The organism is Rhizobium sp. UFLA01-1127 (genome assembly GCF_059803845.1).
In genome coordinates this window covers 19,095-32,472 of the sequence record NZ_JAUQTZ010000066.1, presented here as the reverse complement: position 1 = coordinate 32,472, position 13,378 = coordinate 19,095, and the positions used below count along the sequence as shown (strand labels likewise).

10 protein-coding genes are annotated in these 13,378 nt (G+C 60.8%); 2 read left to right on the top strand and 8 right to left on the bottom strand.

The window, feature by feature from the left end:
• Nucleotides 1-476 (top strand): helix-turn-helix domain-containing protein (locus tag Q4Q11_RS17605; RefSeq protein ID WP_498570308.1); only part of this gene is annotated, 476 nt, incomplete at its 5' end.
• A 45-nt stretch (nucleotides 477-521) separates the two neighbouring features.
• Here the strand turns inward: Q4Q11_RS17605 and Q4Q11_RS17600 are convergent.
• The gene (locus tag Q4Q11_RS17600; protein WP_112512062.1) at nucleotides 522-932 is read right to left on the bottom strand and encodes a hypothetical protein; all 411 of its coding nucleotides are present in this window, start codon (nucleotides 930-932) and stop codon (nucleotides 522-524) included.
• A gap of 454 nt (nucleotides 933-1,386) precedes the next feature.
• Here Q4Q11_RS17600 and Q4Q11_RS17595 point away from each other — a divergent pair, with 454 nt between their 5' ends.
• Nucleotides 1,387-2,502, top strand: a complete 1,116-nt coding sequence (locus tag Q4Q11_RS17595) for a polysaccharide biosynthesis/export family protein (RefSeq protein ID WP_498570307.1) — start codon at nucleotides 1,387-1,389, stop codon at nucleotides 2,500-2,502.
• Between the two features lie 15 nt (nucleotides 2,503-2,517).
• On the opposite strand, the gene Q4Q11_RS17590 is transcribed toward Q4Q11_RS17595, so the two are convergent.
• Genes Q4Q11_RS17590 through tssG form a run of 7 tightly spaced genes read right to left on the bottom strand, consistent with a single transcriptional unit; the run spans nucleotide 2,518 to nucleotide 13,360 of the window.
• Nucleotides 2,518-3,396 carry a protein kinase domain-containing protein gene (locus tag Q4Q11_RS17590; RefSeq protein ID WP_162701458.1) on the bottom strand — a complete coding sequence of 293 codons (879 nt, stop codon included), beginning with the start codon at nucleotides 3,394-3,396 and terminating at the stop codon, nucleotides 2,518-2,520.
• 23 nt (nucleotides 3,397-3,419) lie between these two features.
• A complete protein-coding gene (gene tagF, locus Q4Q11_RS17585) occupies nucleotides 3,420-4,805 on the bottom strand; it encodes a type VI secretion system-associated protein TagF (RefSeq protein ID WP_498570306.1) in 1,386 nt (461 codons plus the stop codon).
• A gap of 10 nt (nucleotides 4,806-4,815) precedes the next feature.
• Nucleotides 4,816-8,301, bottom strand: coding sequence for a type VI secretion system membrane subunit TssM (gene tssM / locus Q4Q11_RS17580; RefSeq protein ID WP_498570305.1), 3,486 nt, complete (start codon nucleotides 8,299-8,301; stop codon nucleotides 4,816-4,818).
• On the bottom strand, nucleotides 8,298-9,818 hold the full coding sequence (tssL, locus tag Q4Q11_RS17575) for a type VI secretion system protein TssL, long form (protein ID WP_498570304.1): 1,521 nt from the start codon (nucleotides 9,816-9,818) through the stop codon (nucleotides 8,298-8,300). The genes tssM and tssL overlap by 4 nt, the downstream gene beginning before the upstream one ends.
• On the bottom strand, nucleotides 9,815-11,155 hold the full coding sequence (tssK, locus tag Q4Q11_RS17570; protein ID WP_498570303.1) for a type VI secretion system baseplate subunit TssK: 1,341 nt from the start codon (nucleotides 11,153-11,155) through the stop codon (nucleotides 9,815-9,817). Before tssK ends, tssL begins: the two co-directional genes overlap by 4 nt.
• Entirely contained in the window at nucleotides 11,152-12,345 is a 1,194-nt protein-coding gene (locus Q4Q11_RS17565; protein ID WP_498570302.1) for a type VI secretion system-associated FHA domain protein, read from the bottom strand. Before Q4Q11_RS17565 ends, tssK begins: the two co-directional genes overlap by 4 nt.
• Nucleotides 12,335-13,360 (bottom strand): type VI secretion system baseplate subunit TssG, encoded by a 1,026-nt coding sequence (gene tssG, locus Q4Q11_RS17560; protein ID WP_498570301.1) that lies wholly within the window; start codon nucleotides 13,358-13,360, stop codon nucleotides 12,335-12,337. Before tssG ends, Q4Q11_RS17565 begins: the two co-directional genes overlap by 11 nt.
• Nucleotides 13,361-13,378 lie beyond the last annotated feature (18 nt).

Below are 13,378 nucleotides of genomic sequence, written 5' to 3'. Positions count from 1 at the left end.
AGGATCTGGCTGCGGAGAAATCAGATAGATCCTCTGCTGCATACACCGAATGTCTCCTGCAGGCGATGATGATTGCCTTGCTGGAAACAACCCCGCACAATTATTCGGCGCAATTGGCAAGGCCGGCTTCGCCGGCAGTACCGAAACAGTTGAAGCGGGCAATGGAGTATATGCACGCCAATTCCGGCTCGGAGATCAGGATCGCTGATATCGCACGCGAGGCCGGGGCGAGCGTGCGGTCGTTGCAAGCCGCTTTTCAGCAGTTCAGGAACACAACACCGCTTGCCTACCTGCGGACGATCCGTCTGCAGGGTGTGCGAAAAGCGCTGAAGGATTTAGGCTGTTCAAGGCCGGTCGCCGACATTGCGCGCGATTGGGGATTTTCGCATATGGGGCGCTTTGCGGCGCTTTACCATCAGTCCTTCGGCGAAATGCCGTCCGAGACTGCCAGACAGCCTCGGCATGGCAATAGATAGGGTTGTGATCTGCCGTGCAAACGATTGGCAAAGCTCGAACCGGGCTTACTCGCCGACCGCATTCACGATGCGGCAAAGATTCTTGCCGACACCAGGCGCGACTTGCCCCTGTTGCACCATGAACAGGGCATCGACGCGGCTGCCCTTGCCGTTCTTGCGCACGACGACGCGCAAGGTTTGCGGCCTGCCGGAACCACTCGTTTCCTGCTGTGCGGTCAGCGTGCCAAGCTTCTTTTCGACGTTCACATCGACGAAGCCTTCGGCGAGAACCGCTCGGGATATCTTGTCAAAAGCGGCGCCCTGATTGATGGCTGGAAAAACCATCCAGGTCTTGTAGGTCATGCTCGTGACGAGCGGCACGCCGCTGCTTTCGTAATGATCAGAGCAGGCGTCCGCCAATGCAGGAGTGCTGGAAAGAACCCCAAGCGCAAGTGCGCAAGCTATCCTTGTAAGCATGATTTTGTATCCCTCTTATTGCTGGAAAAGATCTCTGGGTCGATCTGATGATACTGATGCTACCCCGGGGGAGAGGGCATTTATCAATGACAACACGCATTGGTGGATAGTTTTCAAGAAGGAATTGCTGTGCGCGCCCCCCTTGTGCGGAGGTAACGGTGAAATTAGGACGGCACTCGCAAACTGCAATGGGTAGGCGTATTTTTATCAACACTCCTTATCGTACCGGTTGCCTGCGATTCGCATTTTCTCGGAAATTTCAGTGGGAAAGCCGCATTCTATGCCTGTTTGAAGTCGCCCCCTGCGACCAGGCGGACGGCAATCGGTTGCTATTTGGACACAATGGTAAACAACCGGACTGTCATAATTCATTATTTATCAGATCCGCATATTGCCTCCCGCCTTGTGGTTGATATTTCTGCCTTGCTTCTAAACATCCGAAGGAGATTCCGGAATGCGGAAATGGGCGGCGATTTTACCCTTGGTTGTCCTCGGCGCTTGTGCGAGGCCGTCCGATGGACCAAGCGCGCTCAATATTCGCAATGCAACGATGCCGATCACACAGCGAAAGATTCCGGTCCTGCCGCTCTCCCAGGCCCCGTTGGGCGCGCAGGTTGTTGCGCCATCCTATTCACCGACCGATCAGGGGCTTGCAAGCCTTCACTCAGGTGGTTTTTCGGAGGCGCGTCTGCGCCCGGGCGATGTATTCGACGTAATCTTGCTGGATACCGGCGAAGACGGATTGCTGTCCGCCACACAGAGCAAGTCGCTCAATCTCGGCCGTTTCACCGTCGATTCGCGTGGTTTCGTCACCATGCCCTATGTCGGCAAGCAGCGTGTGATCGATTCGACCCCAGAAGGTCTGCAATCGCAGATCGTCACCGCCCTTAAAGGCTCTTCGGTCAACCCCCAGGCCGTGGTGACGGTTGTCGACAAGCCCTCCAGCGCCGTGACGGTCGATGGCAAGGTTCGCTCCGCAGGCCGCTTCCCGCTGACGGCGCGCAAGGAACGTGTGCTCGACGTGCTTGCCCTTGCCGGCGGCGCATCGTCTGCGCCCGCCAACACGACGATCACGCTGACGCGCGGATCGCAAAGGGCGACAGCGGCCCTGAGCCGCATTCTGCAGGATGATAAGCAGAACGTGCGGCTTGTGCCCGGCGATCAGCTGTTCGTCAGCGGCACCTCACAGACCTTCACGGCGCTTGGCGCCTTCAAGAGCGTTGGCGAGTTTCCCCTGGAGCCGGGCCAGACGACGTTGGCGCAAGCGCTTGCCCGCGCCGGCGGCCTGCTCGACGATCGCGCGGATTCCCGCAACTTCTACGTCTTCCGAAACCAGAAGATCTATTCGCCGGCTACGCCAGCCGTTACTTCGGTCAAGCCCGTCATTTACAGCGTCAACCTGAAAGAAGTCTCGAACTTCGTTCTCATGCAGCAGTTCAAGATGCAGGATGGCGACACGATTTACGCAAGCAACGCGGATATGGTCGATGCGGCCAAGCTGTTGACCGTCTATCAGAAGAGCGTTCCGACGGCCGCCGCACCGCTTCCCGGCAGTTCGTCTTCGAACTGAGAAGCAGTGCCGGAGCTAATCTATCAAGGCAAGGGCCGCCATCGCATTTGGCGGTCTGTTTGAAGGATTGCTATCCGCCAGGTGCCGAGCGGCGGCTCTTAGCTGCCTGATTGATGCATCCGCTCCGTCGCAATGCTTGAGAAGCAGGTCTATCACGCAGCCGGCTGAGTAGAGATCGGCACTAAACTGCATGGCGCTCTCGGCAGAAATTTCCGGCGCGGCGAAACCCGGCGTTGCCGCCTTGGCAATGTCGAGCTCCCAATATCGGCTCCCGCATTTTATAGCCGTACCGAAATCGGCGATCTTCAGCCGGTTGAAGTCGCCGTCGTTAAGCAGAATATTGGCCGGCGACATATCGCCATGGACATAGCCGGCCTGGTGAAGCGCGCTCAGCCCGCCAAGTATGGATTTCGCTCCTGCTTTGACATCGGCCGATGAAAGCGGGCTTCCCGCCAAGCGCTGCGACAAAGAGGCTTCGATCCATTCCATAATGATTGCCGGGCGCCCGTCAGGCAGTCGGACGGCGCATTGCGTGGCAGCAAGATTGCTGCCCGAAAGCATCATGCCGATATTTGCTTCGCGCAGGAGCATGGCTCTGGCAGCCGCCTCGTTCGCACGATCTGCACCTATCGTTTTCATGGCATGAATCGTGCCGAGATCGCGATGGCGCAAACGGCAGATTTCCGTCCGCTCGTTGCGGTGCACGACCGCCTCGACGAGAAACGTGTTTGCGATGAAGGACGGCTCGCTTTCTGTCAAAGACGGCAGGCGCCGGTCCAGCGCATCACGCAATCGATCGACCAGAAGGTTACGGATCTCCGTCGGCCGCTCGGCTTTGCCATCATGCGTTAGAAGATGCAGCAATTCGGCAAAGCTTGCCGCAATCTTCCGCATATCCTCGTTACCCGGATTTGCGCTCATGTTGCGCCGACGACGATGGCGCTGACATTCTCGCGGCAATTGGCGATGAGTGCTTCCTGGATCAGTGCTTCGGCTGCCTGCTCCAGCGGCGTCTCGATCAGGATCTCGGCAATGACGCGATCTGTCAACGTGCGTGAAAGGGAGCCGCTGGCAAGCAGAAGGCGGTCGCCGCGCTGGAGCTTATCGGCAACAGCTTCCGATACGAACTGATCTTTGAGCCCCAGGCCTCGGCCGAGGGTCCGCCGAATTCCGATGTCGACATGGTCGCGGGTCAGTAGCCGCATCATTGCGTCGCGCAGCAGATAGAATCGGGCATCTCCTGCCCATATGGCCGTGAACTCACCGTCTGCCAGCGCTGCCGTGACGATACTGGCGACGGGAGGCTCGTGCTCCGCGGTAGAGGCCTTGGCGCGCAGCATCGCATGGGCATGGCTGAGCTTGCTCTTGATATCCTGCGCCAGGGCCTGCAGTGCGTCACGCGGCGGGATACCGGCGAGGATTCCGGTGGTGATCCGCGCTGCTTCAATGGCCGCGATACCATCGCCGACGCCATCGGCAATTGCGAAGATATAGGGTGCGGCGCCCACAAGAAGCGCATCGGCATTCAATGAAAGGCGCGTTCCGGCGTGGCTGGCGTGGCTGTGCGCTATCGTAAATTCCGACCGCATTGCCGCTGTCATTGGCGGCGTTTCGGTCGGCGCAGGTACAATGGCTCGCTCCGGCGGCGCGGCAGCTGCCGGCAACATTGGCACTTCCGCGGTAATGAGCTTGACGAAATCCTGCGCTGTGGGGGCCGCCATTGTGCGGAACCCCTTGCCGTGGCGGCTGCCGGGGCTGATGCGCCACCAGAGCGATGCCGGTGGTGCGTCGCTGCCTTTCGTTGCCGGCTGCAACGCACCCGATTGTTTGTCGATGAAGGGCGGGCGAAGTCTCTTGACGCCTTCGACGAAACGCTGCATCTCGAAATCGGCCTTGTCGGAGGTCTCCGCCAGTGCTTCTGCAGCGGTAAACCAGCTGTCATCTTCGCACAGATCGCGCAATTGGCCCGAGAAGCGCTGCAGCTGGGCAGCTATGATCAAAGGGAAACTTCGACCGACGCGATCGCGGCTGGGCAGGAGAACGCCGGCAATGGCCGAGGGCGCCCAGACGCCCTTGTCCACGGCGAAACGCCAGGCCGCAGCCGAGTGAAACAGCCGGCGCCAATCCGATCCCAATGCTCCTTCGAGTGCGATCAGGCCGCTGCGGACCCATCGATCGAGTTCACTTTGCAGACGCAGGCCAATTGCCGAGGAAACGAAATCGCCATGGGTCGGCAATTTCCCGAAAAAGCCGATCGCGTCGGCTTGCAACGGTGATTGGGTGCGGGCGAGCGGTTCGTTCATAGGCCGACCGTCAAAATTGCGCCGGGCAACTGAAATCGGACAATGCCTGTAGCCGGAAAGGATTGAGCACCGAACCGAACTGCACGTCGAATTCCGCCACTTGACCCTTGTCTTCAAATCTCGCCCGGAAGAGATCGGGAGCCTGAACAGTCACCTGGGCGGCATCGAACAGGCGGAACGGTGACCAGTCTCCGCTCTGTGTGATGGCCGGCTGCAAACCCCCGGGAAAAAATCTGACTTTGGATTGATTTTCCGTGCCAGCCGCCGGCCACGCGATGGATTTTGGCACTATCTGGCCGTGATTATAAAGAACATGCTCGCCGACGATATCAACCATCACGGCATTGGCCGAATCCGACAGCGACACGGGCTTCACATTGATGGAGATCGCAGGCTTCTCACTGCCTGCGGGAAAGAAAGCGTGCTCGATCTTGCTGGCGTTTTCGAACTGAGCGATTGCCTGGCTTGGAATGCTGTCGCCTCCGAAGGTGCCGCGCCAGCCCCAGGGTTGGGCGCTCGTGTCGACAAATGCTTCCAAACGGTTCTTGAAGAAGGACTGGAACAGGCCCTGCGGTCCGAACAACCGGACGAAATCCGCCATGGCGATATCCTGGCCCGATTTTCGGTCGAAGGGGTAGCGACCGGTGACGATGCGGGCGCAAAGATCGGCACCTTCGGCAGCCCAAAGATCATTGATGCGGCCGCGGGCGGTCTTGACTGCAAGCGAGCCAATATCGGCCGCAACCGCAACCATCCAGGCATCGGCAGGCGCCGGCAGCCCGCGTGCCTGCTGGACCAAATCCTGATTGGCATTGGCGAGCTGACCACCGGCATCGAAGACACGCGCGACCTCTGCCGTCGAGTTCGCAGCGCGCGACAGCTGGCCGTAAATGTTCTGCAGGATCGGCTGGAGAGCCTGGATTTGCGAGCGCGGCTTGTCGCTGCTGCCGTCGGTCTTTCCGCTCTGGGAAGCCGGTTGCGAATTGGCGGAATTTGCCTCAAGTGCCGCCCGCAGCGGTCCGTAGGGATCGAGTGCGCTGACTGCGCTTGTGGCCGCCGCAGTCAGTGCTGCATCTGGAACATCAACAAGCGAGGCGACTTCGGCACCTGCTGCCGGGCGCAAGTCGGTGGCGCTGGCAATTGATTTCAGCACCATTTCGACAGGGCTCGGATTGGCCGCCAGAATGCGCGCCGTCTCGGTCGCATCGGCAAGGTTGCTCGACGGACGTACCTGGAGATCGGCAAGCAACGAAGACCATCGCTGCTGGAATGCATCGAAATAGAGCTGGAGCGCGGCTTGCGAAATTGCGTCCGTGGTCATTTCCGAAAGAGCCGGGCCGTTGTCGCCGCGAACCCATTGCTCCCTAAGCGCTTCCGAGGCCGCGTCCGCGACCATCGGCAACACCACGTCGCGGTAGCCTTTGCCGGTGAAAATTCCCGGAATTCCATCGCGCAGCGTCGCCTTGGATTTACGCTGGAAGATCTGGGCGCCCAACGGCCCCAACGCATCGGCGGGAAGCCAGGCATCGAGCTGGCGGGCCTGACGGGAATGAATGAGAATATCATAGGCTCGCGCTGCAAGACCTTGCGCATGGATCGTCTCCCGCGCCTTGGCGATCAGGCTATTGTCCAGCTCGATCGGCGGCAGACTGCCCGCAGTCATCGCCCCGACATGGCCAACCAGTGCCTTGCGCGCCGCGGATCGTCCTTCGCCAGGATAAAGTGCCGCAAACATGTCCTCCGACTGCTGCGAGACGAAATCCTTGTCGATCGGCCCCACACCCCCGAGCATGCCGTAGAGCTTCAATGTATCGAAAGTCTGTTGGACATCCGATGTCTGCTTGAGCTCCTTTTGAAGCTCCACCAGCATGCGTGGCAAAAGAAGCGCGTTCAACGCACGCTGATAGGCGCCGCGCTGACGGCTGGCGATCTTGTCTTCCTGGTCGAGGCCAAAACTCGTCGGCCAGACCCGTGCCTCGTCGAAGCTGCCGGTCACTGCGCGCAGATTGTCGAGCGCCGGAAGGATCCGCAGAAAATCCGCATCGGTGACGTCGCGCACCTGAATGCCATTTGCCAGCTTCTCGTAATTGTCGATGCGCCGTTCGGCCGCGGCGATCGCGCGCGAATTCTGAAAATAGGCCGCCGTCCAGCCGGTAAAGACGATTGCAAGCGCGATCGCTGCAGCGCCGTAAGCAATTCGCCTGATCATGGTCTGCCGGCCCGACAGGCGCCTGTCACGGGCAACCAGCGACGCCTCGCCGAAGATCACGTCCTTGAAGAGACGCGACAGGAAATAGCTTCGGCGCGTGCGTGGCGTATCCGTCTTGCGGCTTTGCGTGCCGGAAGCGAAATAGACGCCGCGAACCAGCGGAGATTCCACCAGATTGGAGGAGGAGCAAAGCTCGGCCAGCAGCTCCTGCAGGCGCTCGCCCAATGAGGCAAGCTCCGCGGGAAAGCGGAAAATGCGGCCGCGGACTTCGACGTTCGGCTCCTGCTGCAGGCGCTCGATCAGCATGGCATCGACGCGCTGCTGCAATAGCGCGAATTCCTCCATGAAACGCTCGGGCAGGTTCTGGCCTTTGTAACTCTCATCGAGATTGAAGGTCGTGCCCCAGACCTGCTCGCGGTCCGTTTTGGCAAGACCATCGAAGAACTCGACAAAGCCGGTCAAAAGATCGGCCTTCGTCAGGACGACATAGACCGGCACGCGCGCATGCAGGTACTCGTCGAGCTCCGATAGGCGCTTGCGAATGGAACGCACTTCTTCGAGCTGCTCCTCGTGATCACGGCTAAGAAGATCGCCGATCGAGAACGTGACAAGCGCGCCGTTGATCGGCTGCGAGCGGCGATACTTGCGCAACAGCCCGAGAAAGCCTTCCCATCCGGCCTTGGATGCACCGTTCAAATCATCCTGTGTGGTATACCGACCGGCGGTGTCGATCAGGATCGCTTCTTCGGCGAACCACCAATTGCAGTTGCGCGTGCCGCCGGCACCCTGCACGGAGTTGCTTCCCATCGCATCGCCAAGCGGGAACTTCAGTCCGGAATTGGTGAGCGCAGTCGTCTTTCCCGATCCCGGTGCGCCGAAGATGACATACCAGGGCAGCTCGTAGATGTAACCGAAGCGCTTCTTGCTGATACGGCGCAGAAGCAGCAGCGCTTCTTTCAAGCGGCCATGGATTTCGCCGACTTCCGCCTGCTGGCTGGCGGCATCGTCGGCAATACCCTCCACAAGTGCCTTGTCGCGTTTGCGGGCGCGCAGCGTCGAGATCAGCATGTAGATCAGCCAGCCCGCTATGATCACGCCGATCGCGATCATCCGTGCGGTGGCGCTCGACAGCGGCTTGAAACTGCTATAGCCGGCCATCGAGCCGTAGAACCAGATGACGACGCAGATTGCTGCAACCCAGATCAGCGATATGAACCGCTGCCCGAGCAGACCGGCATAAGCCGAGACGTAGGAGCGAAGCGTGTAAAACGCGCCGAGCGGATTCATCGTACATCCCCCGCCGTCGTTGAAGGCGCCGTATTCCCGGTTTCAATTTGCGGCGTTGCCTGTGGATTGAGGGCGGCGTCGCCAAGGCGTTGACTCGGATCTGTCAGCACCAGGATTTCGGTTCTCCGATTGGCTTCGCGGCCCTCCGGCGTGTCGTTGCTTGCCAGGGGATCGCTGTCGGCGCGGCCCTCGGTCAGGATGGCATCCTTGCCGGTATAGGCGCCGAGAATGTCACCGACCGCCCGGGCGCGAGCCTCGGAAAGATGCCAGTTCGACGGAAACTGCGCGGTGCGGATTGGCACGTTGTCGGTATAGCCGACGACGACGGCGCGGAATTTTTCCGAAGCCAGCGCGCCGCCGATGCGCTGGAGGAGATCGCGGAATTTACCGCTGACCTCGGCGCTGCCCGTTTCGAACAGACCGGAATTGTTGATGCGGACCAGCAATCGTCCATTGGAGTTGGAAAGCGTGACCAGCTTCCGATCGACTTCCGGCTGCAGAAAGGCGAGCAGGTTGTCGAGCGGCGTCGGCTGCGGCTTGACGGCCGGCGGCGGTGCCTCGGGTAGCCTCTTTGCGGGCGGAGGCGTCTGCGCGACGACCTCCTTCGGCTTGTCGATCAGGATGCTTGGCGTGTCGCGTGGTGGCAGGTTGGCCAGGCGCTCGAAGGTCGCGTCGGAGGCACGGTTGAGCGAAAGCGTGAAGAACATGTAGCCGAACGCAAACAAAAGCGCGAGCACGGAAAGGATCGTCCAAAGTGCTACGGCCGTGCGCAACGGCTTATGGCGTGCCGAAACACCGCGCCAATGCGGCGACAGCTCGCGCTCGAAGACGCCGTACTGACCGAGAAGCGTCTTATAGAGGCTGTCGCGGATGCGCCCGAGTTCCAGCGATCCGCGCGGCGAAACGCGCGTACGGCCCTCGAAGGCGAGCGACAGGCAGAGATAGATGAGAAGCAGCAGGTCCTTGTTGGTGCCGGGGCTCTGCTGGAAATGATCAAGAAGATCGAAGACGCGATCACCGCCGGTCACGTCCATGTGGAAGGTCGAGACGAGACCGGACCGCGCCCAGCCGGCGCGCACGCCCCAAGGCTTGCTCAAAACCACGTCGTCGATGGTCGCGCACATGACATAGTGCGCCGCGCGCGCCCGTTCCGGGCTGATGCGCGCACTTGCAAGGTCGCGCTCGTAGCGTCCGACCGCATCGACCGTCACCCGCCTGAGTTCGGCAATGTCGGGCTGTTCTTCCGTGTTGCGCAGGCCGTGCGCGAGATTGAGCAATGGCGCTGCCGAGCGCACGAGGGTCGGAACGTCATCGCCGCCGAAGCGAAAATCGCGCACCAGCGCATCGACGGACCAGCCGCCATTTTCATCGCCAGTCATGTTGGCCGGCTGGCGGTCCAGCTCCTCATCGAGAAAATCGGCCATCTTGCGGGCAACGTCGTTCTTGCGTGCACCGTCCTTGGTCAGCTCGATGATGGTCGGCAGCTCGTGCCAGGGTGTTGAGCGCGGTGTGTTCATTCTCTAAGAGCCCACAGTTCCATCTCCAGGCCGGGGAAGTCGCCCGCAAGATGCAGCGCGATCGCGCCGGAGGTATCGAGCTGTTTCCAAAGCGGATTTTTCGTATCGAGTTCGAAATAGATCGTGCCCGACCGGTAGGGCAGCTGCCGCGGCAGCACGGGGAGGGGGCGGACGGGAATACCCGGCAGCGCCACGTTGACGAGCTCGGCTATCCGCTCCACAGGCCCGACCTTGATCTGAGCTGGCAGTTTGCGCCTGACATCCTCGGCTGACATTTCGGCGCGAACGGCCAGCACGAAGCCGGCATCCTTGAGAAGCGACCGGTCGTTGATGGTGCCGACGCGCACGTCGTGACGCCGTTCGATGAGTTCGATCGCAACCGCTGCCTGTTCGAGAACTGCGGAAAGAGACGCACGCAGATCGTTGAAAACAAAAGCAAACGTCGCCTTGAGATCATCGTGGCGGTAGGGCGGGAAATCGCTGGCGCGCTTGCGGTCGGTCGTGAACGTGGCAAGTTCGCCCGCAAGCTGGATGCATTCCTCGTAAAAGGTTATCGGGTGCATCCGCGATGCGTTTGCCGCGATATGGCGCAGCATCGGATCGGCGCGATTGAGGATATGCAGCAGAAAATAATCGCCGACCTCTGCGGTCCCACGTACCGTCGGATCGCCGATGCGTTCGGCGATCGCTTCGGCGCGGTGGCGGACGATACCGAGCAACTCGGTGACGAGTTCGGTCAGCCGTGCTTGGGCCGAACAATTCAGCGAAGGGGCGATATAATCCGGATCGAGAATGACCGACCGGTCCGAGCGAACCTCGATGATACGGGCAAGGCCGATCAGGTCGTAACCGGCGAGCTCGTCGCCGGTCTTCATGTAACGCAGGCTCAGGCGGCCGACGTCGATCGGCGCCATGAAGTCGGTCTCAATATTCGCATCCGGCGCCTCATACTGCGAGGCGGTGATGCGCACGCTGTTGCGCATCGCGCTGCCGTTCATGGCGACGTCGGCTCTGCCGGGCTGGCGCGCCGGCAGAGCCAGATAGACGATGGCATTCATCGTGGAATCGTCAAGTTCAAGCGGCGGAGGCAGATCGGCGTCGATCGGCGCTTCGAACGGCGTGCCATCGGGCAGGATGCCGCGCAGGTTCGACAAAGCAAATTGGCCGATCGCCAGCGCACTGCGATCGATGCCGATCTCCGCAATGCCCCAAGGATAGGGCGCAAGTCCCCGCGCCGTCGTGCGCACTAGCCGCTCCGTCCAGCGGTCGGCCTGCTGGAAGTGCTGCACGCGAAGGAACATGCCCTCGCTCCAAGCCACGCGATTTTCGTTCTTCATCGGGTGTTGCCCGTCCTCTCTGCCAAACAGGTGGTATCGTCTTCGCCGCGGTCATCGACGGAGACTCGGAAGGCCTCGGCCAGGAGATCGCGGACCGAAATGCTTTTGCCGTCCTTTTCGAATCGCTCGCGGTAGGCCTGCCAGTAATCACCGTTGCCGCGCCAAAAAAGTTTGCGGTTGGAGGCATCGACATGTGCTTCGATCATGCGCGGTTCGAACATCCGGTTGGCCTCGCTGACGAGGTTTTCGAGGCCGGCGTTAAGCGCGGATTGCCTGGAAATCAGCAGCCGAAGACGATCGGCAAGCTGCTCCGTCCGTTCGCGGCTGAACAGTGAAGCGGACGTATGAGCCCGGCTGTCTTCAATTCCGAAGATGGAGGCTCCGTCATCGAGCGTTTGCTCCAAGGTCGAGACGAGCACTTCGAGCTGCCGCAGCGGATCGAACTGCAGCCCAAAACTCGTATCGTCCGCGCCTTGATCCGTATCATCGGCGGCACGCATATCGTTGGCCGGGACGATCGCTTTGGCAGTCTCGGCCGCCTCCGATCCAAAATTGCGGGCAACGGCGACGGAGACATGGGTTGCCGCGCCATGTTCCAGCTGGCTGCCGAGCTCGAAATCCGAGTTCCAGTCGTTCGGCAGCACCGGCTTGATGCCGTTGATATCGGGTGGCCCGTTCCAGCCGATATCGACGTTCCTGCTGGACGATTTGCCCTTGTTCGACGATTGCGGCAGTGCTGCGATCCAGTCGTCGCCGCTGCGCTCGCCGAGTACGCCTGTTGCCGTGCTGCCGCCGGGCGCGATGTCGGCCAGGATTGACGAGATCGTCACGGTCTCGTCGCTGAGACGCAGGTCTGCCGCCGGGTCGTCGATATCGCGATCGGCTTCCCCGGTGATGACGACGTTGAAGGCGATATTCCCGAATGCGATCCTGGACCTGTCCGCAAGCCTTGCCGTCTCGCCTTCTAGAATGATCGTCCCGTCCACACGGGTCCCGTTGGCGCTTTGGTCGCGCAGGAGGAAGCCGGCACGATCGCGTTCGATCACGCAATGAACCTTAGAGATCGACCGCTGCTGATCGGTAACCTGCCAGTCGCAATCCGGCGAGCGCCCGAGCGTGCGCTTGCCGCGCTCGAAAAACCATCCTTTGCTGGAACCTTCCCCTGATGTTTGCCGCAGTTCAAGCCGCATGGAGGCCTCCCTGATCGGATTGGCGCTGCCCCTTGCGTGGTTCGGCGATGATGGCATCGCCACTGTCGCGATCCGCCGCGGCAACGCGTGCCCAGCTATTCCATCCGAGCCTCGGCGCATCGCTGCTTTCGCCGAGCTGGCAGAATGGGATATGTTCCTTCTTCAGGATCACCTGTATGTCGAAATCGAGCGACGGATCGACGTAGAGGCGCGTCAGTGCAAACAGCGCGTCTATATTGGCGCGGCCCGGCGAGAGAGACCGGTAGTCCTCATAACCGACAGGCCCGATGACAACGCGGAAGCTGCCGCCGAAATCATGGATCGTCGCACCCGCCGTCGAATTGACGCCAAGCTGCACGCCCTGCGGCTGCCCCATGCGGCTGCGCTCGTTCTCGGGAATGGAAAGCCATCTGCCTTTGAACAATTCGATCGCGACCGGCAGGCCGCTGAACTCCTGCAGCATGGCCTGCAGGCTGACCGCATTGCGATTCCGCGCCGCAAAGAAACCGGAAAACCGAAGGATCAGCTCGTCCTCGGGGCGAACCTGCTCCCTCAGCCGTGCCGTACCGAAACCCGTCAGCGAGAACAGCGTCTTGATGAAGGCATTGCCGTTCCTGTCAGGGCTCCATCGCAACAGCCGGGCAAGGCGATACTTCTCGCAGGCATCGACAAAAAGCTCGGCAAGGCGGCTCGTGAAGAGATCGAAAAAGCTTGAAAGTCCGTGCGCCCGATTGCGCTCCTCACGCATGACAAGCTCATTATAGCTTGGCGGCATGGCGCCAAGTGGCCCGAGCAGACCGGCCATGCTGGCCTTGATCGAACTCGCGACACCCTTCCTCTTGAAACCGCTGACAGCGAGGGGGGCGGGCAAAACGCCGACGGGTGAAGACACCGTCAAATGATCGCCAGCCGCGTGCTGGGCAACGCGAAATGCCGTCGACGGCTCGAAGCGACCGGGGTCGCGTTCGAGAAGCGCAGCAAGCATTTCGCTATCATTTGGCTGGAACTGATCCATCGGTTTCGATCACCCCTT

What these genes read in the sequence shown, in the direction of transcription:
- Q4Q11_RS17600 (WP_112512062.1), bottom strand. Translation starts at nt 932, where the DNA reads ATGCTTACAAGGATAGCTTGCGCACTTGCGCTTGGGGTTCTTTCCAGC.
- Q4Q11_RS17595 (WP_498570307.1), top strand. Translation starts at nt 1,387, where the DNA reads ATGCGGAAATGGGCGGCGATTTTACCCTTGGTTGTCCTCGGCGCTTGT.
- Q4Q11_RS17590 (WP_162701458.1), bottom strand. Translation starts at nt 3,396, where the DNA reads ATGCGGAAGATTGCGGCAAGCTTTGCCGAATTGCTGCATCTTCTAACG.
- tagF (WP_498570306.1), bottom strand. Translation starts at nt 4,805, where the DNA reads ATGAACGAACCGCTCGCCCGCACCCAATCACCGTTGCAAGCCGACGCG.
- tssM (WP_498570305.1), bottom strand. Translation starts at nt 8,301, where the DNA reads ATGAATCCGCTCGGCGCGTTTTACACGCTTCGCTCCTACGTCTCGGCT.
- tssL (WP_498570304.1), bottom strand. Translation starts at nt 9,818, where the DNA reads ATGAACACACCGCGCTCAACACCCTGGCACGAGCTGCCGACCATCATC.
- tssK (WP_498570303.1), bottom strand. Translation starts at nt 11,155, where the DNA reads ATGAAGAACGAAAATCGCGTGGCTTGGAGCGAGGGCATGTTCCTTCGC.
- Q4Q11_RS17565 (WP_498570302.1), bottom strand. Translation starts at nt 12,345, where the DNA reads ATGCGGCTTGAACTGCGGCAAACATCAGGGGAAGGTTCCAGCAAAGGA.
- tssG (WP_498570301.1), bottom strand. Translation starts at nt 13,360, where the DNA reads ATGGATCAGTTCCAGCCAAATGATAGCGAAATGCTTGCTGCGCTTCTC.